At 64.5% G+C, this 22,111-nt stretch carries 16 protein-coding genes, 1 tRNA gene and 1 riboswitch; of the genes, 10 read left to right on the forward strand and 7 right to left on the reverse strand.

Features of this window, described 5'->3' with window-relative positions; all coding sequences use genetic code 11:
• Nucleotides 1-97 precede the first annotated feature (97 nt).
• The 4 genes from CEJ42_RS16805 to CEJ42_RS16820 all read right to left on the reverse strand — a co-directional run bounded on the left by CEJ42_RS16805 (nucleotide 98) and on the right by CEJ42_RS16820 (nucleotide 7,182).
• Nucleotides 98-4,774, reverse strand: coding sequence for a glutamate synthase-related protein (locus CEJ42_RS16805; protein WP_079218219.1), 4,677 nt, complete (start codon nucleotides 4,772-4,774; stop codon nucleotides 98-100).
• 185 nt (nucleotides 4,775-4,959) lie between these two features.
• Nucleotides 4,960-5,691, reverse strand: a complete 732-nt coding sequence (locus tag CEJ42_RS16810; protein ID WP_088751900.1) for a transposase — start codon at nucleotides 5,689-5,691, stop codon at nucleotides 4,960-4,962.
• Between the two features lie 158 nt (nucleotides 5,692-5,849).
• A complete protein-coding gene (locus CEJ42_RS16815; protein WP_088751901.1) occupies nucleotides 5,850-6,821 on the reverse strand; it encodes a TerC family protein in 972 nt (323 codons plus the stop codon).
• A 43-nt stretch (nucleotides 6,822-6,864) separates the two neighbouring features.
• On the reverse strand, nucleotides 6,865-7,182 hold the full coding sequence (locus CEJ42_RS16820) for a TFIIB-type zinc ribbon-containing protein (protein WP_088751902.1): 318 nt from the start codon (nucleotides 7,180-7,182) through the stop codon (nucleotides 6,865-6,867).
• 154 nt (nucleotides 7,183-7,336) lie between these two features.
• Here CEJ42_RS16820 and nhaR point away from each other — a divergent pair, with 154 nt between their 5' ends.
• Nucleotides 7,337-8,251, forward strand: a complete 915-nt coding sequence (nhaR, locus tag CEJ42_RS16825) for a transcriptional activator NhaR (protein WP_088751903.1) — start codon at nucleotides 7,337-7,339, stop codon at nucleotides 8,249-8,251.
• A 415-nt stretch (nucleotides 8,252-8,666) separates the two neighbouring features.
• Here nhaR and CEJ42_RS16830 read toward each other — a convergent pair whose 3' ends face one another.
• A complete protein-coding gene (locus CEJ42_RS16830) occupies nucleotides 8,667-9,530 on the reverse strand; it encodes a LysR substrate-binding domain-containing protein (protein WP_088751904.1) in 864 nt (287 codons plus the stop codon).
• Between the two features lie 193 nt (nucleotides 9,531-9,723).
• Here CEJ42_RS16830 and CEJ42_RS16835 point away from each other — a divergent pair, with 193 nt between their 5' ends.
• On the forward strand, nucleotides 9,724-10,950 hold the full coding sequence (locus CEJ42_RS16835; RefSeq protein WP_088751905.1) for a YbfB/YjiJ family MFS transporter: 1,227 nt from the start codon (nucleotides 9,724-9,726) through the stop codon (nucleotides 10,948-10,950).
• A 106-nt stretch (nucleotides 10,951-11,056) separates the two neighbouring features.
• On the opposite strand, the gene CEJ42_RS16840 is transcribed toward CEJ42_RS16835, so the two are convergent.
• Nucleotides 11,057-12,559: an AMP nucleosidase gene (locus CEJ42_RS16840; RefSeq protein ID WP_079218212.1), complete on the reverse strand. Its 1,503-nt coding sequence runs from the start codon at nucleotides 12,557-12,559 to the stop codon at nucleotides 11,057-11,059.
• Between the two features lie 461 nt (nucleotides 12,560-13,020).
• Here CEJ42_RS16840 and CEJ42_RS16845 point away from each other — a divergent pair, with 461 nt between their 5' ends.
• Nucleotides 13,021-14,088, forward strand: coding sequence for a type II asparaginase (locus CEJ42_RS16845; protein ID WP_079218211.1), 1,068 nt, complete (start codon nucleotides 13,021-13,023; stop codon nucleotides 14,086-14,088).
• Between the two features lie 102 nt (nucleotides 14,089-14,190).
• Here CEJ42_RS16845 and CEJ42_RS16850 read toward each other — a convergent pair whose 3' ends face one another.
• The gene (locus tag CEJ42_RS16850) at nucleotides 14,191-14,766 is read right to left on the reverse strand and encodes a TMEM165/GDT1 family protein (protein ID WP_088751906.1); all 576 of its coding nucleotides are present in this window, start codon (nucleotides 14,764-14,766) and stop codon (nucleotides 14,191-14,193) included.
• A 10-nt stretch (nucleotides 14,767-14,776) separates the two neighbouring features.
• Nucleotides 14,777-14,952, reverse strand: a riboswitch (yybP-ykoY riboswitch).
• A gap of 197 nt (nucleotides 14,953-15,149) precedes the next feature.
• Between CEJ42_RS16850 and CEJ42_RS16855 the strand changes: the two genes are divergently transcribed.
• The 7 genes from CEJ42_RS16855 to CEJ42_RS16885 all read left to right on the forward strand — a co-directional run bounded on the left by CEJ42_RS16855 (nucleotide 15,150) and on the right by CEJ42_RS16885 (nucleotide 22,053).
• Nucleotides 15,150-16,772, forward strand: a complete 1,623-nt coding sequence (locus CEJ42_RS16855) for an OpgD/OpgG family glucan biosynthesis protein (RefSeq protein WP_088751907.1) — start codon at nucleotides 15,150-15,152, stop codon at nucleotides 16,770-16,772.
• A gap of 247 nt (nucleotides 16,773-17,019) precedes the next feature.
• Nucleotides 17,020-19,209 carry a TonB-dependent siderophore receptor gene (locus tag CEJ42_RS16860; protein WP_088751908.1) on the forward strand — a complete coding sequence of 730 codons (2,190 nt, stop codon included), beginning with the start codon at nucleotides 17,020-17,022 and terminating at the stop codon, nucleotides 19,207-19,209.
• 69 nt (nucleotides 19,210-19,278) lie between these two features.
• Nucleotides 19,279-19,355, forward strand: a tRNA-Arg gene (locus tag CEJ42_RS16865).
• Between the two features lie 207 nt (nucleotides 19,356-19,562).
• A complete protein-coding gene (locus tag CEJ42_RS16870; protein WP_079218207.1) occupies nucleotides 19,563-19,832 on the forward strand; it encodes a hypothetical protein in 270 nt (89 codons plus the stop codon).
• Between the two features lie 24 nt (nucleotides 19,833-19,856).
• Entirely contained in the window at nucleotides 19,857-20,318 is a 462-nt protein-coding gene (locus CEJ42_RS16875) for a DUF1810 domain-containing protein (RefSeq protein WP_088751909.1), read from the forward strand.
• A 221-nt stretch (nucleotides 20,319-20,539) separates the two neighbouring features.
• Entirely contained in the window at nucleotides 20,540-21,046 is a 507-nt protein-coding gene (locus CEJ42_RS16880) for a sigma-70 family RNA polymerase sigma factor (protein WP_088751910.1), read from the forward strand.
• Nucleotides 21,043-22,053 carry a FecR family protein gene (locus tag CEJ42_RS16885; protein ID WP_088751911.1) on the forward strand — a complete coding sequence of 337 codons (1,011 nt, stop codon included), beginning with the start codon at nucleotides 21,043-21,045 and terminating at the stop codon, nucleotides 22,051-22,053. Before CEJ42_RS16880 ends, CEJ42_RS16885 begins: the two co-directional genes overlap by 4 nt.
• Nucleotides 22,054-22,111: the final 58 nt, after the last annotated feature.

The following is a 22,111-nucleotide window of genomic DNA, read 5'->3' on the forward strand; positions in this document are numbered from 1 at the left end:
TCTCACATTTCTCGCTAAGGATGCGACGGGCGGCGATTCAATTCCGCCGTGCCCGCCGACGTGCTTATGTACTTGATTGATCCGAAAAGACCGCCGCTCAGGCAGCGACCTTTTCCTTCTTGGCTTCGGCAGCGGCGGCCAGTTCTGCCAGCGCGCGTTTGTATTCGGTCGGGAAGACCTTCACAAACTTGGCGCGCGAGGCCGCCCAGTTGTCCAGCAGGTAGCGCGCACGCGTGCTGCCGGTGTACTTGAAGTGCCGCTCAATCAAGCCGCGCAGGATGGCTTCATCGGTCTGGCGTGCACCGCCGCGGGTCAGGCTGTGCCAGATGTTGCGGCCGAGCTCGTGCTCCTGCTCGGAATCCGACAACACCTTCTCCAGCGTCACCATCGAGGTGTTGCACTTGCCGGCGAAATCGCCTTCCGGGTCGTACACGTAGGCGATGCCGCCCGACATGCCGGCTGCGAAGTTGCGGCCGGTATTGCCCAGCACCACCACGGTGCCGCCGGTCATGTATTCGCAACCGTGGTCGCCGGTGCCTTCCACCACGGCGATGGCGCCGGAGTTGCGCACCGCGAAACGCTCGCCGGCCACGCCGTTGATGAACGCTTCACCGGTGATGGCGCCGTACAGCACGGTGTTGCCCGAGATCATGTTGTCCACGGCGCGGCCGCGGAATTCGGTGTTCGGACGCACGATGATGCGGCCGCCCGACAGGCCCTTGCCGACGTAGTCGTTGCCTTCGCCGACCAGGTCCAGGGTCACGCCCTTGGCCAGGAAAGCGCCGGCCGACTGGCCTGCGGTGCCTTGCAGCTGGATGTGGATGGTGTCGTCCGGCAGGCCTTCGTCGCCGTAACGCTTGGCCACCTCGCCCGACAGCATGGCGCCGACGGTGCGGTTCAGGTTCTTGATCGGGGAGATGAAGGAAACCTTCTCGCCCTTTTCCAGCGCGATCTGGGCTTGTGCGATCAGCTTGTGGTCCAGCGCCTTGTCCAGGCCATGATCCTGATTGTCGGTGTGATACACCGGCAGGGTCGATTCCGGCTGGAAGAAGATGCGGCTGAAGTCCAGGCCGCGGGCCTTCCAGTGCGCGATGGCCTTGGAGCGGTCCAGCAGGTCGGCGCGGCCGATCAGCTCGTCGAACTTGCGGATGCCCAGCTGGGCCATGATCTGGCGCGCTTCTTCGGCGATGAAGAAGAAGAAGTTGACCACGTGTTCCGGCTTGCCGGAGAACTTGGCGCGCAGCACCGGATCTTGCGTGGCCACGCCCACCGGGCAGGTGTTCAGGTGGCACTTGCGCATCATGATGCAGCCTTCCACCACCAGCGGTGCGGTGGCGAAGCCGAACTCGTCGGCGCCCAGCATGGCGCCGATGACGACGTCGCGGCCGGTCTTCATCTGGCCGTCGGCCTGCACGCGAATGCGGTTGCGCAGGCCGTTCAGCACCAGGGTCTGCTGGGTTTCAGCCAGGCCCAGTTCCCAGGGCGAGCCGGCGTGCTTGATCGAGGACAGCGGCGAAGCGCCGGTGCCGCCGTCGTGACCTGCGATCACGACGTGGTCGGACTTGGCCTTGGCCACACCCGCGGCCACGGTGCCCACGCCCACTTCAGACACCAGCTTGACCGAGATCGAAGCGCGCGGATTGACGTTCTTCAAATCGTGGATCAGTTGCGCCAGGTCTTCGATCGAGTAGATGTCATGGTGCGGCGGCGGCGAGATCAGGCCCACGCCCGGCACCGACACGCGCAGCTTGGCGATGTATTCCGACACCTTGTGGCCCGGCAGCTGGCCGCCTTCGCCGGGCTTTGCGCCCTGCGCCATCTTGATCTGGATCTGGTCGGCCGAGATCAGGTATTCGGCGGACACGCCGAAACGGCCCGAGGCAACCTGCTTGATGCGCGAACGCAGCGAGTCGCCTTCTTGCAGCGGAATGTCGACTTCGATGTGCTCGCGGCCGATTTCCGATGCCAGGGTCGCGCCCTGCTTGATGGGGATGCCCTTCAACTCGTTGCGGTAACGGTTGACGTCTTCACCGCCTTCGCCGGTGTTGGACTTGCCGCCGATGCGGTTCATCGCGATGGCCAGGGTGGCGTGCGCTTCGGTCGAGATCGAGCCCAGCGACATGGCGCCGGTGGCGAAGCGCTTGACGATTTCCTTGGCCGGTTCCACCTCGTCGATCGAGATCGCCTTGGACGGATCGATCTTGAACTCGAACAGGCCGCGCAACGTCATGTGGCGCTTGGACTGGTCGTTGATCAGCTGGGCATATTCCTTGTAGGTGTTGTAGCTGTTCGAACGGGTCGAGTGCTGCAGCTTGGCGATCGCGTCCGGGGTCCACATGTGCTCTTCGCCGCGGATGCGGAAGGCGTACTCGCCGCCGGCGTCCAGCGCATTGGCCAGCACCGGGTCGGCGCTGAAGGCCGCGGTGTGCAGGCGCAGCGCTTCTTCGGCCACTTCGAACACGCCGATGCCTTCGACGTTGGAGGCGGTGCCCTTGAAGTACTTGTCGACCAGCGACTTGGACAGGCCGATGGCTTCGAAGATCTGCGCGCCGCAGTAGGACATGTAGGTCGAGATGCCCATCTTGGACATGACCTTCAGCAGGCCCTTGCCGACCGCCTTCTGGAAGTTGTAGATGGCCTTGTCGGCCGACAGGTCGCCCGGCAGGCCACGGGCCATTTCCGACAGGGTGTCCATCGCCAGGTACGGGTGGATGGCTTCGGCGCCGTAGCCGGCCAGCAGCGCGAAGTGGTGCGTTTCGCGGGCCGAACCGGTTTCCACCACCAGGCCGGTGGAGGTGCGCAGGCCCTTGCTGACCAGGTGCTGGTGGATCGCGGAGGTGGCCAGCAGCGCCGGGATCGGCAGCTGGTCGGCGTCGACCTTGCGGTCCGAGATGATCAGGATGTTGTGGCCCGACTTGACGGCGTCCACGGCCTTGGCGCACAGCGATGCCAGGCGCGCTTCGATGCCTTCCTTGCCCCAGGCGACCGGATAGCAGATGTTCAGTTCATAGGACTTGAACTTGCCGCCGCTGTGCGCGCTGATGTTGCGCAGCTTGGCGATGTCGTCGTAGTCCAGCACCGGCTGCGTCACTTCCAGGCGCATCGGCGGGTTGATGTTGTTGGTGTCGAGCAGGTTGGGCTTGGGTCCGATGAAGGACACCAGCGACATGACCAGCGCTTCGCGGATCGGGTCGATCGGCGGGTTGGTCACCTGCGCGAACAGCTGGCGGAAGTAGTTGTACAGGGTCTTGTTCTTGTTGGACATGACCGCCAGCGGCGAGTCGTTGCCCATGGAACCGATCGCCTCTTCGCCGCCGGTGGCCATCGGCGCCATCAGGAACTTGATGTCTTCCTGGGTGTAGCCGAAGACCTGCTGCAGGTCCAGCAGCGACAGCTCGGACGCGGCCTGGCGCGGCTCGTTCTCGAGCTCGTCCAGCTTGACGCGCACCGAGTTGATCCACTGCTTGTAAGGCTTGGCGTTGGCGTAGGTGTCCTTCAGTTCCTTGTCGTCGATGATGCGGCCGGCGTCCAGGTCGATCAGGAACATCTTGCCCGGCTGCAGGCGCCACTTCTGGATGATCTTGGATTCGGGAATCGGCAGCACGCCGGATTCGGAGGCCATCACGACCAGGTCGTCGTCGGTGACGATGTAGCGCGCCGGACGCAAGCCGTTGCGGTCCAGGGTGCCGCCGATGTGGCGACCATCGGTGAAGGCCAGCGCGGCCGGGCCGTCCCACGGCTCCATCATGGCGGCGTGGTATTCATAGAAGGCGCGACGGTTGTCGTCCATCGAGGTGTGGTTTTCCCAGGCTTCGGGCACCATCATCATCATCGCCTGCGGCAGCGGGTAGCCGGCCATGACCAGCAGTTCCAGCGCGTTGTCGAAGCTGGCGGTGTCGGACTGGCCTTCATAGATCAGCGGGAACAGCTTCTTCAGGTCCGAACCCAGCACGGCCGACTGCATCACGCCTTCGCGGGCGCGCATCCAGTTGAAGTTGCCCTTGACGGTGTTGATTTCGCCGTTGTGGGCGATCAGGCGGTACGGGTGGGCCAGCGGCCACTCGGGGAAGGTGTTGGTGGAGAAGCGCTGGTGCACCAGGGCCAGGGCCGAGACGCAACGCTCGTCCTGCAGGTCCTTGTAGTACACGCCGACCTGGTCGGCCAGCAGCAGGCCCTTGTAGACCACGGTGCGGGCGGACATCGAGGGCACGAAGAATTCCTTGCCGTGCAACAGGTTCAGCGCCTGGATGGCGTGGCCGGAGGACTTGCGGATCACGTAGAGCTTACGTTCCAGCGCGTCGGTGACCATGATGTCGGGGCCGCGGCCGATGAAGATCTGGCGGATCACCGGTTCTTTTTCGCGCACGGTGGGCGACATCGGCATGTCGGTGTCGACCGGCACGTCGCGCCAGCCCAGCACGATCTGGCCTTCGGCCAGCACGGCGCGTTCGATTTCCTGTTCGCAGGCGATGCGCGAGGCGTTTTCCTTGGGCAGGAACACCATGCCCACGCCATATTCGCCCGGCGGCGGCAGGTCCACGCCCTGCTTGGCCATCTCTTCGCGGTAGTACTGGTCGGGAATCTGGATCAGGATACCGGCGCCGTCACCCATCAGCGGGTCGGCGCCCACGGCGCCCCGGTGGTCCAGGTTCTTCAGAATGAGCAAACCCTGGTCAACGATGGAATGGGATTTCTTGCCCTTGATGTGGGCGATGAAACCGACGCCACAGGCGTCATGTTCATTTGCTGGGTCGTAAAGGCCTTGCGCGTGCATAACGGTACTCCACCACATTGACAGTAAGGATTTGAAGAATAGTGCAGTGCACCCAATAGTTCAATAAGAATAAAAGGGGTCGGAGTCATATTAAATTCCACACGATTTTTAGGAATTTTTAATTGGGGACAGAGTTAATGATCCCGAATTAAGTCATTGATCCGAAAGACTAATTTTCTAAATGCCTACTTCTGCTGTTCCTGGAGAGCGGCTTCCTGCTCGGCCGGCGACTTCGCCAGCGTCGGCCGGCCGCGCTTGGCCGGGCTGACCCGACGGTGCGTCTGGCGCTCCAGCGCCTGCTTGAAATCGTCCGATCCCAGCGCCCAGCCCTTGAGCGTGGCATCGGTGATGCGCGCCACGTCGTCCTGCGCGATCCCCTCTTCGGTCAGTTGCCGGTAGGCGATCTCGCGGTCGAAAGGCGTGTTGCCGATTGACCAATACATGGGATGGTCGGTAATCAAGCCATCCTGCTTTGCGCCAATGTGATGCATGTAACTGGACCACGGGTACTCTCCGGGCGCTGCGACCAGGCGGTTTCGCACCGGATTGAGTTCAATGTAGCGGCAGATGGCCAGCAGATAAAGCTCGGCATCCACCACGGTGGCGCGGTAACGCCCCTGCCACAGCGTGCCGCTGCGCCCGTGCTTCTGGTTGAAATAGGGGACGTAGTGGCGCCCTATCCATTGCATCATCCGTGCCAGGCCCTGGTCGTCGGCCGGCGTGGCCAGCAGGTGCAGGTGGTCCGGCATCAGCACATAGGCGTGGACGGCCACCTTGAACTGGCGCGACGCTTCCTTCAGCCATCCCAGGAATGCCAGGTGGTCATCGGCGTCGCGGAAGACGACCAGGCCATCATGGCCGCGCTGGATGATGTGGTGCGGCTGGCTGGGGACGACGAGGCGGGGAAGACGGGCCATGGCAATTCACTGGGAAGCGGATGATGGAGGCGACATTCTAATGTACTCCGTCCCCAATTAATCAGGAGATGCAAATTCGGCATCATTCCGACAGGCAATAAAAAACCGGCCGGATCGCTCCGGCCGGCAAGGGCCCTCCACCACGCTACTCACTACATTCAGCTTCCCGTCGCCTTGTTTTTGCCTGACAAGGCCAGGCTCAGCACAATCGACACCAGCAGGATCGCGCCTACCACCGCCAGCGACCACAGCACCGGGATGTGGAACCAGTACGCCGCCAGCATCTTGATGCCCACGAACAGCAGCACCAGGGCCAGGCCGTACTTCAACAGATGGAAACGCTCCGCCGAATCGGCCAGCAGGAAATACAGCGCACGCAAGCCCATGATCGCGAACATGTTCGACGTGAACACGATGAAGGGATCCTTGGTGATCGCGAAGATCGCCGGGATGCTGTCGACCGCGAAGATCAGGTCGGACAGCTCGATCAGGATCAGCACCAGCATCAGCGGCGTGAAGTACTTGACGCCGTTTTGCATCGTGAAGAACTTCTCGCCGTCGTAGTCATGGCTGATGCGCAGGTGCTTGCGCAGCCAGCGCAGCAGCGGGTTGTCGCCCAGGTCCGGCTCCTTGTCGGCGAAGACCAGCATCTTCACGCCGGTGAACACGAGGAAAGCGCCGAACAGGTACAGGATCCAGCTGAATTGCGCGATCAGCCAGGCGCCCAGCAGGATCATCACGGCCCGCATCACGATCGCGCCCACCACGCCGTACAGCAGCACGCGGCGCTGCATTTCGGGCGGCACCGAGAAGTAGCTGAAGATCATCAGGAACACGAAGATGTTGTCGACCGACAGCGCCTTCTCGATCAGGTAGCCGGACAGGAACTCGGCGCTCTTCTGGTTGGCGATCTCGCGCCCCACGTTGGCGTCGAGATACCACCAGATCAGCCCGCCGAAGGCCAGCGCCAGCGCCACCCAGACCAGCGACCAGCCCAGCGCTTCCCGCGGCCCGACGCGATGCGCATGCCGGCCGCCGAGGACGAACATGTCCAGCGCCAGCATGCCCAGCACAAACAGGATGAATCCCAGCCACATCGGGCCGGTTGCAAAGGTTTCTACGCCGCTCACTTCATTACCTCACTCTTTCTTGTTGGTTGCGCGATCCGGGCGCTCAGTCGAAGTCGAAAATCTCGCCGAGGAAGCCGCCCTTCTTCTTTCGTTTGTAGTCATAGCCATGGCTGTCGCGATGATGATGGCCGCTATGGCCGCCATGTCCGTAGCGCGGGTCGTACGCCTGCGGCGCAGGCGGCGCGGCGCGCTGCTGGTGCATGGCGGGCGCCGGCGCGGCGGCGGCCGGTGCGCGCTCGATCAGCTTGTCGAGCTCGCCGCGGTCCAGCCACACGCCGCGGCATTGCGGGCAATAGTCGATCTCGATGCCCTGGCGCTCCGAGATCAGCAGGTTGGTCGATGTGCAAACGGGGCATTTCATCCGGCTTCTCCTTCATGCAGGTTTGGCAAATGCCGGTACGACAACGATAAGCGCAAGCCGCACCGGACGACAACGCCACTTTAGGCGAAAGCGACATTCATGAAAATTCGAATATTCTGAGATAATCCATCGGAAAAACCGATGAGATGAAATCATGGCCGCGCTCAACTACAAACATCTTCATTACTTCTGGACGGTCGCCAAGTCCGGCGGCGTGGCGCGCGCCAGCGAGCGGCTGCACCTGACGGCGCAAACCATCAGCGGGCAGATCGCGCTGTTCGAGGAGAGCCTGGGATACAAACTCTTCAACCGCGTCGGGCGACGGCTGGAGCTCAACGATGAAGGCCGCATGGTGTTCGATTACGCCGACCGCATCTTCACCATCGGCGAGGAACTGGAAGAAGCGCTGCGCTTCCGGCCTGGCGGTCGCGCGCTGCAATTGCGCGTGGGCGTGGCCGATGCGGTGCCCAAGGCGATCGCCTATCTGTTGCTGGAGAGCGCGCTGGCCATGGAAGAACCGATTCGCATCGTCTGCCGCGAAGGCAAGCTCGATGCGCTGCTGGGCGAACTGGCGATCCATCGCCTGGACATCGTCATCGCCGACAGTCCCATGCCGGCCAACATCGATGTGCGCGGCTTCCATCACCTGCTGGGAGAATGCGACACCAGCTTCTTTGCCACGCCCGACCTGGCCAAACGCTACAAGAAAGGCTTCCCGGCCAGCCTCGACGGCGCGCCGTTCCTGATGCCGGGCGAAGACGCGGCGGTGCGCCCGCGCCTGCTGCGCTGGTTCGAAAAAGAGAAGGTCCGTCCGCAGATCGCCGGCGAATTCGACGACGGCGCCCTGCTGCTTGCCTTCGGCGACGCGGGCGCCGGGATTTTCGCCGCGCCGGCGGCGATCGCGGCGCAGGTGCGCAGGCAATACGGACTGGTGGAAATCGGCAGGACCGATGCGGTGCGGGAGCAGTTCTACGCGATCTCGGTGGAGCGCCGGCTGACGCATCCGGCAGTGCTGGCGATCCAGTCGTCCGCGCGCGACAACCTGGTGGTCGGCAGCGCACGGGGATGATCTGCCTGACAACATCCATCGCGCAGTTTGATCGCTGCAATTGTTACCGCATGGCGATGCGCACAACAGATGAGGTGAGTCTACCAGCCTGAGAACGACTTCCCGCACAACGGGATCGCCTGGCGCCTTCGCGATCCGATGTGCCCGCGCACACTTCTCCGGGCGCCATGCCTTCCGGCGCAAACCCAGTACAGTAAAGGACTTCCGGCGATCGCGATTTTCGATTCCGGAAAAGAAAAACCCCACGTCCTTTGCAGTCCGTGGGGTAAATCCCATTCTCGGGGGGGAGAATGGAGGGGGAACTTCAATATAAAAAAATCGCTGTTGCGTCGCAGTGATTTTTACAAATTGTTACTCCACCTTCATATGTCACACGACGCCGCACCAAAACACGGCGCGAACTGAATTCAATATATCAAACACTCGCCATAAGTAAAGAACGCAGCGCCAGGAATGAGGCCGAATATTGCCCGCGGCGGCTGATGAGATAGGTGGCGATGCGACCGTCCTTGCCCAGCGAATAGGTCGAGAAGCCATGCGGCTCGCCCTGCATGGCGATCACCGAGCGCGGCACCACCGCCACGCCGGCGCCGGCGGCCACACATGCCAGGATGGCATGATAAGACGCCAACTCCAGCGTCCGTCCGGGGCGACGCCCCCGCCCGCCGGCCGCGAACCAGATCTCGGCGTGACGGCGATAGGCGCAGCCTTCCTCGAACACGATCAGCGTATCGAGCGTGACATCCTCGGGCGCGCGCACGCGCCGGTGGCTTTTCGGCGTCACCAGCAGCAGCTCCTCCTTGAACAGCGGCGTGGCGTCGAAGGCCGGATCGGCGACCGGCCCGGTCACCAGGGCGCCGTCCAGCTTGAACTCGCGCACCTGCGCCATCAGCATTTCGGTGGGCCCGGTCGACAGCTCCAGCCGCACCTCCGGCCAGCGCCGGTGGAATTCGGCCAGCGGCGCCGGCAGCCGGCTGGCCGCGGAGCTTTCCATCGAGCCGATGCGCAGACGTCCGCGCGGGCTTTGCGGCGCCACCGCGGCGCGCGCTTCCTGCACCAGGTCCAGGATGCGCTCGGCGTAGTCCAGCAAGGCTTCGCCGGCGGCGGTCAGCACCATGCGCCGGCGGTCGCGCACGAACAGCGGCACGCCGATCGACTCTTCCAGCTGCTTGATGCGCGTGGTGACGTTGGACTGCACGCGGTTGAGCCGCTCGGCGGCGCGCGTGACGCCTCCTTCTGCAACCACGGCGCGAAATATTTCCAGTTCGGCCAGTTCCATGACAATCTCCATTCAAGATGAAGTCATTCTAATTATTCATTTTTTCGAATGCTGGAAACACGATAGCATAAGCGTCCTGTCAATAAGAATATCCAGACGCCATGACTCTCCCCTGTAGCCGGGGGCACGGACCCCAGTGTCCCGCCCCGATTGTCGCGATGGTCACTCCCGTTCCAAGCCTGGGAGAACGCGCATGAACAACGCCTCGAACACCGTATCCCATACCGAACAAAGCCGCGCCATGGCGTGGAAGATCTGTCTGTCGGGCATGCTGGCGCTGTCGGTGGCGATGGGCATAGGACGTTTCGCCTTCACCCCGCTGCTGCCGATGATGTTGCACGAGGGCAGCCTGAACCTGCAGATGGGCGGCTGGCTGGCCACGTCCAACTACCTCGGTTACTTTGTCGGCGCCATGCTGTGCGCCTTCCACCGCAGCAACAAGCCGGTACCGCTGATGCGCGCCGGCCTGGCCGCCACCATCCTGCTGACGCTGGCCATGGGCGTGCTGCACAACGACGCCATGTGGCTGGGCCTGCGCTTCATCTCGGGCATCGCCAGCGCCTACGTGTTCGTCTACACCGCCGGCTGGTGCCTGCACCAGCTGACGCAACTCAGGCACCCGGAGCTGGGCGGTGTGATCTTCTGCGGGCCGGGCATCGGCATCGCGCTGACCGGGCTGCTGACCGGCGCCATGGTCACGGCCGGCTGGCTGGCCGCGGCCGGCTGGATCTCCTTCGGCATCATCGCGCTGGCGCTTACCGCCCTGATCTGGAAGACCTTCAGCTTCGACGCCGGCCAGGCGCAGGCGGCGACCACCGCGCACCCGCAGGAGACCCAGGAAGAAACGCCCGAACTCAAGCGCGAAGTGCGCCAGCAGGTCATCGCCTACGGCATGGCCGGTTTCGGCTACATCATCACCGCCACCTTCCTGCCGGTGATCGCGCGCCAGGCCCTGCCCGGCTCCAGCTGGCCGGATTTCTTCTGGCCCATCTTCGGTTTCGGCGTGGCGCTGGGCGCCTTCGGCGCCACCCGCCTGCCGGTGCATGGCGACCAGCGCACGCTGCTGGCCTGGAGCTACGTGATGCAGGCCGCCGGCGTGGCGCTGTCCATCGTGCTGCCCAACGCCATCGGCTTCGCACTGAGCTGCCTGCTGCTGGGACTGCCGTTCACCGCCATCACGCTGTTCGCCATGCGCGAGGCGCGCCGCCTGCGCCAGGCGCACGCCAGCAGCCTGATGGGCCTGATGACCGCGGCCTACGGCATCGGCCAGATCGCCGGTCCGCCGCTGGCGACGGCGCTGGTGCACAGCAGCGGCTCGTTCACGCCGTCGCTGTGCGTGGCGGTGGTGGCGTTGCTGCTGGGCGCCTTCCTGTATTACCGCCTGACGCTGAGCCACAAGCTGCAGCACCGCACGGCCTGAGCACAAGCTGGGCCGGTTCCGACACACATGAAAAAACGCCCGCTGCATGAAGATGCAGCGGGCGTTTTTCTTGCCGGCCCCGGTCGGCGCCGGACCTGGAGCCTCGTCAGCGGAACGCCGGTTCGGCGAAGCTGCGCAGCTTGCGGCTGTGCACCTGTTCGATGCCGTTGTTGCGCAACAGCTCCAGTGCGCGGATGCCGATCTGCAAGTGCTGCTTCACACGCTGTTCGTAGAAGCTGTTGGCCATGCCCGGCAGCTTGATCTCGCCGTGCAGCGGCTTGTCGGAAACGCACAGCAGCGTGCCGTAGGGCACCCGGAAGCGGAAGCCGTTGGCGGCCACCGTGGCGCTTTCCATATCCAGCGCGATGGCGCGGCTCTGCGAAAAGCGTAAAAGCGGGGTGCGATGGTCGCGCAGCTCCCAGTTGCGGTCGTCGACCGACGCCACGGTGCCGGTGCGCATGATGCGCTTCAATTCGTAGCCCTCCAGCCGGGTGATGCCGGCCACCGCGTCCTGCAGCGCCAGCTGCACTTCAGCCAGCGCGGGAATCGGCACCCACAGCGGCAGGTCGTCGTCCAGCACATGGTCGTCGCGCACATAGGCGTGCGCCAGCACATAGTCGCCCATGCGCTGCGAGGCCGACAGCCCGGCGCAATGGCCCAGCATCAGCCAGCCGTGCGGACGCAGCACCGCGACGTGGTCGGTGACGGTCTTCGCGTTCGACGGGCCCACGCCGATATTGACCAAGGTGATGCCGGTGCCGTCGGCGCGCTGCAGGTGGTAGGCCGGCATCTGCGGCTGGCGCGCCGGCGCCACGCCGGTCGACGATGGCGCGCGCCCGCCTTCCTGGTTGGCGCTGTAGGTGGTGACGTTGCCCGGCTCGACGAAGGCTGTGTACTGCTGGCGATAGGCGCGCTCGGCCGGATCGTCGGTGGCTTCCATCAGGCCGCGTCCCAGGCGCACGAACTCATCCACGTAGAAGGCGTAGTTGGTGAACAGCACATAGCGCTGGAACTGGTCCGGCGAAGTCGCCGTGTAGTGGCGCAGGCGGTGCAGCGAATAGTCGATGCGCGGGCCGGTGAAGAGCGCCAGCGGATGCACGCCGTCGCGCCAGGCGCCGTTGTCGGCTTCATAGGTGCCGTTGGCGATGCGGTCGTCCATCGCCGCCAGGTCGGGCAGGTCGAACAGATCGGGCAGGGAGCGCAGGTGATCCGGGTCGAGGCTGCCCTCGACGTGGATGCCCTCGGGGAAGGCGAAGTGCACCGGGATCGGCATGTCGCTCACGCCCACCTCCAGCGGCACCTGATGGTTCTGCAGCACCAGCTTGAACTGGCTCAGCAGGTAATTGTGAAACAGCGCAGGACGCGTGATCGTGGTTTCGTAGGCGCCCGGCCCGGCGACGAAACCGAAGGACTGGCGGGTATCGGTGTGGGTCGCCTTCTCGGTGGTGATGCGCACGAAGGGATAGCAGGCGCGCACGCGCTGCTCCAGTGCTTCGTTGGCCGAGAACTTGCGGAAGGCATCGCGCAGGATGGCGGTGTTGTGTTCGTAGATCTCGAGCACGCGCGCATAAGCGGCTTCAGGGTCGGTGAATTTTTCTGTCGCAAACATGGTCTTTCTCCGTCATTCCGGCCAGCGCCGGGCATTGAAAATTTCTCGTGTGCACGATCCATATTACCCGAGTCGGCAAGCCTTCACGATTGCGGCAACACGCGCGGCAAACCCTCGCTTCCTTTGCTTTGAGCCCTGCCGGTTCGGTGATATCGTTGAAGTCTTCTTTGTCGTCACGTGCTTTGGCTCCAAAGCCGGAAACGATGGATCCAAAATTGCGAGCAACAGCGGCGAAAGCTCGCGTTTTTTCGCTCCGCAATGGTGCTTTCGCAAGTCATCAAGGTGCATGCCATCCCAGCGCCGGTGCATGATTCTCACCAGGTAAAAAAAGCTTTGATCGCAACGCGAGCGAGTGCTATCTTGGTCGCGCTCCGCAGCCTGCCGCGTCCGCCGGCATGACGTGCGCGGCGGATGCGCAAGGGCATAAAAAAATATTCCAATCCACACGTACAGAGGCACACATGCTCATCAAGAAATTCTTCAGCCAGATCCTGGTCCTGGTCTGCCTGGCCGCAGCAGCGGCCGCGCAAGCGCAGAACCTTCCCAACGTCGTCATCCTGGCCACCGGCGGCACCATCGCCGGCACCGGCGCGACCACCACCACCACCGTCGGCTACACCGCCGCCAAGGTCGGCGTGGATGCGCTGATCGCAGCCGTGCCTGAACTGAAGAAGGTCGCCAACGTGCGCGGCGAGCAGACCATGCAGATCGCCAGCGAGAACATGAACAACGACGCTTGGCTGAAGCTGGCCAAGCGCATCAACGTCCTGCTGGCGCAGAGCGACGTGGACGGCATCGTGATCACCCACGGCACCGACACCATCGAAGAAACCGCCTACTTCCTGGACCTGGTGGTCAAGAGCAAGAAGCCGGTCGTGATCGTCGGCGCGATGCGCCCGTCGACCGCCATCAGCGCCGACGGCCCGATCAACCTGTACAACGCCGTGCTGCTGGCCGGCTCCAAGGAAGCCATCGGCAAGGGCGTGCTGGTGACGCTGAACGACCAGATCAACGCCGGTCGCGAAGTGACCAAGACCAACACCTCCACGCTGGACACCTTCAAGACCCCGGAACTGGGTTACCTGGGCTACATCCAGGGCAGCAAGCCGTTCTTCTATCGCCAGTCGACCCGCAAGAACACCGCTGACACCCCGTTCGACATCACCAACCTGGACAAGCTGCCGCAAGTCGACATCGTCTACGGCTACGCCAACATGAACCCGATCGCACTGAACGCCTTCGTGGCCGCCGGCGCACAGGGCATCATCCACGCCGGCGTGGGTGACGGCAGCCTGAACAACACCGTCGTGCCGTCGCTGACCGAAGCCCGCAAGAAGGGCGTCGTGATCGTGCGTTCGAGCCGCGTCGGCCAGGGCATCGTGGCGCGCAACGGCGAAGCCGACGACGACAAGCTGGACTTCGTGGTCTCCGATACGCTCAACGCGCAAAAGGCCCGCATCCTGCTGATGCTGGCGCTGACCAAGACCACCGACACCAAGGAAATCCAGAAGATGTTCTGGGAATATTGATCGCCCCTGATGGCGCGCCTGCCGGCGCGCCATCGGCAATCGATACGAAAAAGCCCGCCGCATCCAGATGCGGCGGGCTTTTTCTTTAGGGGTGGCGCAGGATCAGAAACCCAGCGACTCGCCCGCACCCAGCAAGGTGGCCACACCCAGGATGGCGAAGATAGCCGCGGCGATCGCGTGCACCACCTTCACCGGAATCTTGCCGGCGATCCTGTCGCCCAGCACCACGGCCGGCACGTTGGCGATCATCATGCCCAGCGTCGTGCCCGCCACCACCGGCACGAAGGCATGGTATTGCGCGGCCAACGCCACGGTAGCGACCTGGGTCTTGTCGCCCATCTCGGCCAGGAAGAAGGTCAGCAAGGTGGTGCCGAACACGCCGAAGCGGCCGAACTTGGCCTCGCTCTCGTCGAACTTGTCGGGGATCAGCGTCCAGCCGGCCATGGCGATGAAGGAGATGCCCAGCACCCAGCGCAGGATTTCCGGCGAGAGCAGCGAGGTGATCCATGCGCCGAGCGCGCCGGCGAAGGCGTGGTTGGCGATGGTTGCGACCAGTACGCCAAGAATGATGGGAACGGGCTTGCGGAATTTGGCGGCCAGGATGAAGGCCAGCAGCTGGGTTTTGTCGCCGATCTCGGCGAGTGCGACGATGCCTGTGGAAACAAGGAATGCATCCATTGGGTTTTTCTCTCCATGGCCGGACACGGACGAATGACCACGCGCGCTCTCCGGCCATTCCAGAGGCAACGTGGTCAAAGGTCTTGTCAAGCTGTTGGAACCGCCGGCGCCATGATCTGTGGATCAAGTATGTTGACGCAGGCCCCTCCTCAGGGTGGAAGGCGACTACTCCCCAATGACGGGGCGCATTGTACCGGCTTTGCCGCCCGCAGTCCATGCCGGGCGCCCTCGCGTTGGCAGGATGGCATCGCGGCGGGCGACGCGCGGAACCATCGCCGCGGCCGGCGACTCTGTATCAGGCACGGCCGAGCATCGCCTGCCCTTCATCGGCCTTCCGGCCACGACCTTCCCTACCGCGACTACCACTTACGCCTATGACGCCTATGCCGACAAGACGCCGCTTCCTCGCCTCCGCCACCGCTGCCGCCGCACTGAGCGCGCTGGGCGTGCCGCCGCAGGCGCTGGCGGCGGGGCGCATCAGGATGGGATCCTCCGAGCGCTTTTCCTTCGACGCGCTGATCGCCCGCGCGCGCGACATGGCGAAGACGCCCTACCGGCCGCAGAACAAGGTGCCGCGCGAGATCCTCGACCAGATCGACTACGAAGCGCACGGCAAGATCCGCTTCAATACCGATTTCGCGCCCTTCGCCGACGGCCCGGGCCAGTTTCCGCTGACCTTCTTCCACCTCGGCAAATTCTTCCTGGTGCCGGTGCGCATGTTCGTGCTGGACGGCGCTGGCAGCGCATCGCCGCCCACCCGCGCGCGCGAGATCCTCTACGACGACCGCTACTTCGACATGCCGGCCGACAGCCCCGCGCACAAGCTGCCGCCTGGCAGCGGCTTCGCCGGCTTCCGCTTCCAGGAGAGCCGGCTGGCCGACCAGGACAAGAAGGACTGGCGCAAGAACGACTGGGTGGCCTTCCTCGGGGCCTCCTATTTCCGCGCCATCGGCGACCTCTATCAGTACGGCCTGTCGGCGCGCGGCATCGCCATCGACGTGGCCGAGGCAGGCAAGAAGGAGGAATTCCCGGACTTCACGCAATTCTTCTTCGAGCCCGCAGCCCCCGGCAGCGACACCGTGGTGGTCTACGCGCTGCTGGAAGGCCCCAGCGTCACCGGCGCCTACAAGTTCACGATGCGCCGCGCCGAAGGCGTGACGATGGAAATCGACAAATCGCTGTTCCTGCGCCGCGACGTCGCCCGCCTGGGCCTGGCGCCGGCCACTTCGATGTACTGGTTCTCGGAGACGGTGAAAGGCACCGGCGTGGACTGGCGGCCCGAGGTGCACGACTCCGACGGCCTGGCGATATGGAGCGGCAACGGCGAATACATCTGGCGCCCGCTCAACAACCCGCCGCACACGATGGCGTCGGCCTTCGCCGACAGCAAGCTGCGCGGCTTTGGCCTCCTGCAGCGCGACCGTGATTTCGACCATTACCAGGACGGCGTGATGTACCAACGCCGCCCCAGCCTGTGGGTCGAGCCGCTGGAGGGCTGGAGCGATGGCGAGGTTCAGCTCATCGAGCTGCGCACCGACGACGAGATCCACGACAACATCGTGGCCATGTGGGTGCCCAGGGCCAAAGCGGTCGCCGGCGCCGCCTATCGCCTGCGCTACCGGCTGTACTGGCAACAGGACGAGCCCTTCCCTTCGCCGCTGGCGCGCTGCGTGGCCACGCGCCTGGGCAACGGCGGCCAGCCGGGCCAGCCGCGCCCGCCCAACGTGCGCAAGTTCATGGTGGAGTTCAAGGGCGCGCCGCTGGAAAAGCTGCCCTTCGGCGCCAAACCCGAAGCGGTCCTGAGCGCCTCGCGCGGAAGCTTTTCCTACGTCTTCACCGAACCCGTGCCCAATGGCGTGGCCGGCCACTGGCGCGCGCAGTTCGATTTGACGGTGGACGGCGGCGATCCGGTCGAGCTGCGCCTGTTCCTGCGCGACAAGGGAGAGGCGCTGTCCGAGACCTGGCTGTTCCAGTATCACCCGTTCAAGACCAGCCCGGTTTATTGAACCGGCTGTTCTCCACGCGCTGAAGGCCGGCTGTCGCCGGCCTTTTTATTTTTCGTTTTTGGATAAAGAACAACAGAAAAACATAGAGAAAAGATGACTTTGCAAATGACAACCATTATCATTCGCAAAATTTTGTAAAGAACAACAACAAGACCCTCCGCGCCAACAGGAGCCAACAAGCACCCAGCACGTGATATCCCCAAGGATCGTCAGGCCAGGCAAACCATCAACCTGACTGAGGGATACCATGAGCATCACCCGACCGCGCACCCGCCGTGCGCGCCCCCGCGCCCTGGCCGGCGCCCTGACTGCAAGCCTGGGCCTGAGCTTCGGCGCAGCCGCACAAACCGGCGAGACGCTGCCGCAGATCGAGATCAACGCCGATGCCGAACAGACCGCCACCGGGCCGGTGCGCGGCTTCGTCGCGAAGAAGACGCTGACCGGCAGCAAGACCGAGACGCCCTTGCTGGAAACGGCGCAGTCGGTCTCCATCGTCACCCGCGACGAGATGGACGCGCGCGGCGCCCAGACCCTGGTCGAATCGCTGGCCTACACGCCCGGCGTGGGCGCGCCCTACCCTGATCCGCACGGCGACTGGCCCTACATCCGCGGTTACTTTTCCTCGCAATACCTGGACGGCCTGCGGGTGGTCTACTCGGGCGGCGGCGGCGCGGTCACCATGCGCACCGAGAACTGGGGACTGGAGCGCGTGGAAGTGTTGCGCGGCCCGGCCTCCGTGCTGTACGGCCAGAACGCGCCGGGCGGGATTTCCAACGCCGTCAGCAAACGCCCCACGGCTGAAGCGGTGCGCTCGGTCGAACTGCAGGGCGGCAGCTTCCATCGCAAGCAGGGCGCCTTCGACCTGGGCGGCGCCATCGACGCCGACGGCAAGCTGTTGTTCCGCCTGAACGGCCTGATACGCGACGCCGGCACCAGTGTTGACGGCGTCCACAACGATCGCCGCTACATCGCCCCGGCGCTGACCTGGAACATCACGCCCGACACCAGCTTCACGCTGCTGGCGCATTACCTCAACGAGAACCTGAGCCCGCGCAATTTCCTGCCCACGGTGGGCACCATGCTCTCCAATCCGCTGGGACAGATCGCGCGCAACCGCAACCTGGGCGAGCCGGACTACAACGTCTACCAGCGCGAACAGCACGCGATAGGCTACGCCTTCGAGCACCGCTTCAACGAGTCGCTGACGCTGCGCCAGAACTTCCGCTACGCCGATATCAACGCCTACACGCGTTCGATCTCCCCGACCGGATTCGCCAACCTGCAGGCCAACAACCGCACCGTGCTGCGGTCGGCCTCGCAGGCCTGGCGCCAGAGCCAGACCACCAACGTCGATACGCACCTGGAAGCCAGGTTCGACACCGCCATGCTGCGCCATACGATGCTGACCGGCTTCGACTATTCGGCCTATGACGAAAGTACCCGCAGCCAGAGCGCCAGCGCGGCCTCCATCGACATCTTCAATCCGGTGTACGGCACGCGCCCGACCTCGGCCTGGGTCAGCGCCGCGCCCACGCTGCAAAAACAGGAACGCCCCGGCGTCTACGTGCAGGACCAGATCGCGCTGGACAAATGGCGCTTCACCCTGGCCGGCCGCTACGAGCAGGTGCGCACCAGCACGCGTAACATGAACAGCGGCGCCACCACCGCGTCGCTGGACGACAGCGCCTTCACCAAGCGCATCGCCGCGCTCTACCTGTTCGACAACGGCATCGCGCCCTACCTGAGCTATGCGGAGTCGTTCGAGCCGGTCAGCGGCACCGACTTCTTCGGCGCGCAATTCCGTCCCACGCGCGGCGTGCTGCACGAAGCCGGCATCCGCTACCAGCCGCAGGGCTACAACGCGATGCTGTCGGCGGCGCTCTATCGCCAGAAGCAGAAGAACATCACGATGACCGATCCCGACCCGACCCACGTCTGCGCAGGCAACACGCTGTGCTCGGTGCAGACCGGCGAGATGAAGACCGAGGGCGTCGAGCTGGAAGCCAAGACCACGCTGCAGAACGGCCTGAACCTGACCGCCGCCTACACCTATACCGACGCCGTCTACAGCAATTCGGACGCCGCCACCAAGGGCAAGGCGGCTACCTCGGTGGCGCCGCACACCGCCTCGCTGTGGGCCGACTACACCTTGCAGCAGGGCCCGCTGGCCGGACTGGGCATGGGCGCCGGCGCACGCTACACCGGCAGCATGTGGGCCGACGCCGCCAACACGCAGAAGATCCCGTCGTTCGTGCTGGTGGATGCGATGCTGCGCTACGACCTGTCCAAGCTCGGCCCGTCCTTCAAGGGCATGCGCTTCGCCTTCAACGTGCAGAACCTGTTCGACAAGGTCTACTACCCCGGCGTGTGCTCCAAGACCTACTGCCTGTACGGCGAAGGACGGACCATGACGGCGACGCTGGGCTACCGTTTCTAGGCTTGTTGCGGGGGCTCGATAAAAAAGATTTGCATAAATCAAAAACCGCTATATAATCTCGCTCCTTACGCGGCTGTAGCTCAGCTGGATAGAGTACTTGGCTACGAACCAAGGGGTCGTGGGTTCGATTCCTGCCAGCCGCACCATATGCAGTATGAAAAAGGGTCCATCGCAAGATGGGCCCTTTTTCTTTTCCACGTTCCCGTTCTCTTCCCTTTCTCGCGCATCCCTCCCCGCGCCGGATCATTCCCTCCCATCGCCGACGCCGCATTGCGCATTTGTCCGACATTGAAAAGCGCCCCATCGTGGCGATAATGAAGATTCCTTCCACGATCACCTCAACAGGAGCGGCGATGAAGAAGAAATCCATGTTCATGCTTGCGCTGGGTTCGCTGGCGGTAGCGGCCCTGGCCAAGCCGGCCATGCGCAAGGCCGACGAGATCATCCGCCGCCGGCGCGGCGAAACGCTGTCGGGCCTGCCGGCCACCATGGCCGAGGAAGACATGCAGGCCGTGGCGCAGGAGAGCAGCGTGGTCGCCGATGGCACCCTGGCCCACCGCGCAGCGCCTCGCGAGTCCGCCGCGCGCAAGGACGGCGACCTGGCGCCGCCCGTCGGGGCCTGAAGCCGCGACGGCAGGAGGCCCGCGATGAAGGATCCCTACTCCCTGCAGCGCTTCGTCGATGCCCAGGAGGCGGTGTTCGCCGCCGTCACCGAAGAGCTTCGCGCCGGCGCCAAGCGCAGCCATTGGATGTGGTTCATCTTCCCGCAAATGGCCGGCCTGGGCCGCAGCGAGACCGCGCGTCTTTATGCGATCCGGTCGGCCGCCGAAGCGCAGGCCTACGTGCGCCATCCCATCCTGGGGCCGCGCCTGACCGAATGCACGCGGCTGGTGCTCGACGTCCACAAGGCTCAGCCGCGACGCAGCGCCCATGACATCTTCGGCGAGCCCGACGACATGAAATTCCATTCGTCGATGACGCTGTTCGCCCAGGTCGCGCCCGAACAACCCGAGTTCGCCGCCGCGCTGGCGCTGTATTTCAACGACCGGCCCGATCGCGCCACGCTCAGCCTGCTGGTCGAAAAGGATGGCCTCCATCCCGGTGCCTGAAGCCTTACCGCCTCCGCCCCTCCCCCCTCCTCCCGCTGTCGAGCAGGGCGACGGCGACGATTCATTTCCCCCGACGACACATCTTGCAGTGACGACAACGCCCGCAATGGCCGGCCAGCCACAGGCGGCGCGTCTTTACACCTGCAACAGGCGCATCCTCTTGCGCAGAACGACGTCAATAGTAATAATTCTCATTTTTAAAAACAAATACAGACCGTGCCATGCCCGCCTGCGCGCAAGATGTCCTCCTGACGCAGTTCTATGAAGCTCATCACGACTGGCTGCAAGGCTGGTTGCGGCAGCGGCTCGGCTGCGGCCACGATGCCGCCGACCTGAGCCAGGACACCTTCATCCAGGTCGTGGCCGCGCGCAACGTGGAGCAGATCGCCGAGCCGCGCGCCTTCCTCGTCACGCTGGCCAAGCGCGTGATGTTCAACTTCTGGCGGCGGCGCGACATCGAGCGGGCCTACCTCGAAGAATTGGCGCTGCTGCCGGCCGAATGCGTGCCCTCCGAAGAAGATCGCGCGCTGGTGCTGGAAGCCCTGCAGCAGATCGATGCCATCCTCGGCGGCCTCAAACCCAGGGTCCGCGAAGTCTTCCTGCTCAGCCAGCTGCATGAGCTGGGCTACAAGGAAATCGGCGAACGCCTGGGGATGCCGGTCATCACCGTGCGCCGCTACATGACGCAAGCCCTGCGGGCATGCTGGCTGGCGGCCGGGACGCAATGAAGGCGAACGCCGAACACGCCGCCGGCGCGCTGGACAATCCGGTCGCCGAGCAGGCCATCGAATGGATGGTGCTGTTTCGCTCGGGTGAGGCGACGCCGGAAGACTATCGCCGCTTTGGCGCCTGGAGTGCGGCCGATCCGCGCCATGCGCAGGCCTGGGAGCGCATGCAGGGCGTATTGCAGCGTTCGTTCGCGCCGGTGCGCAGCGCCCAGGCCCGCTCGCCCGGCCAGGCCGGGGCGGTGGAGCGCGTCATGCTGCGCCCGCCCACCTCATCCACCTCGCCCGAACGGCGCAAGATGTTGCGCAGGACGCTGGCCTTCGCCGGCGCCGGCGTGGCGACCGGGCTGCTGCTGCACCGTACCTGGCCGCTGGACATGCTGGGCGCCGACCTGCGCACCGGCACCGGCGAGCGCAAGACCTTCACCCTGCCCGACGGCAGCCGCCTGACCCTCAATGCGCGCTCCGCGGCTGACGTCGATTTCAGCGCGGGCCTGCGGCGCGTGCGCCTGCGCCAGGGCGAACTGATCGCCGCCGTCGCCGCCGATGCCGCGCGTCCCTTCATCGTCCAAACGCCCCATGGCACGGCGCGCGCGCTGGGTACCCGCTACCTGGTGCGACGCGAAGCAGAGCGCACGCTGGCCCTGGTGCTCGAACACAGCATTCGCGTGCGCGACGGCGAAGGCGTCGGCGAACAGGTGCTCACGCGCGGCGAGGCCGCCTGGTATCGCGCCGGCGCCATCGAACGGGTGGTGGGCGATGTCTCCGGGCGGGCCGCGTGGGCCGACGGCATGCTGGTGGCCAACGAGGAAAGCCTGGCCGACGTGGTGGCGGCGCTGCGCCCCTATCGCAAGGGCTTCATCCGCCTCTCGCCCGAAGCCGCGCGCCTGCGGGTGCTGGGCGCCTTCCCGCTGGACGATACCGACAACGTGCTCAGTTCGCTGGAGCAGACCATGCCGCTGCGCATACGCCGTTACGGCGACCTGCTGGTGAGCATCGACGTGAAATAACGCCCTGAAAAATTTTCTGCGCCGATGATCACTTTCAGGCGCCTCGCGTTACCTCCTT

Source organism: Herbaspirillum robiniae, assembly GCF_002213415.1.
GTDB lineage: Bacteria > Pseudomonadota > Gammaproteobacteria > Burkholderiales > Burkholderiaceae_D > Herbaspirillum > Herbaspirillum robiniae.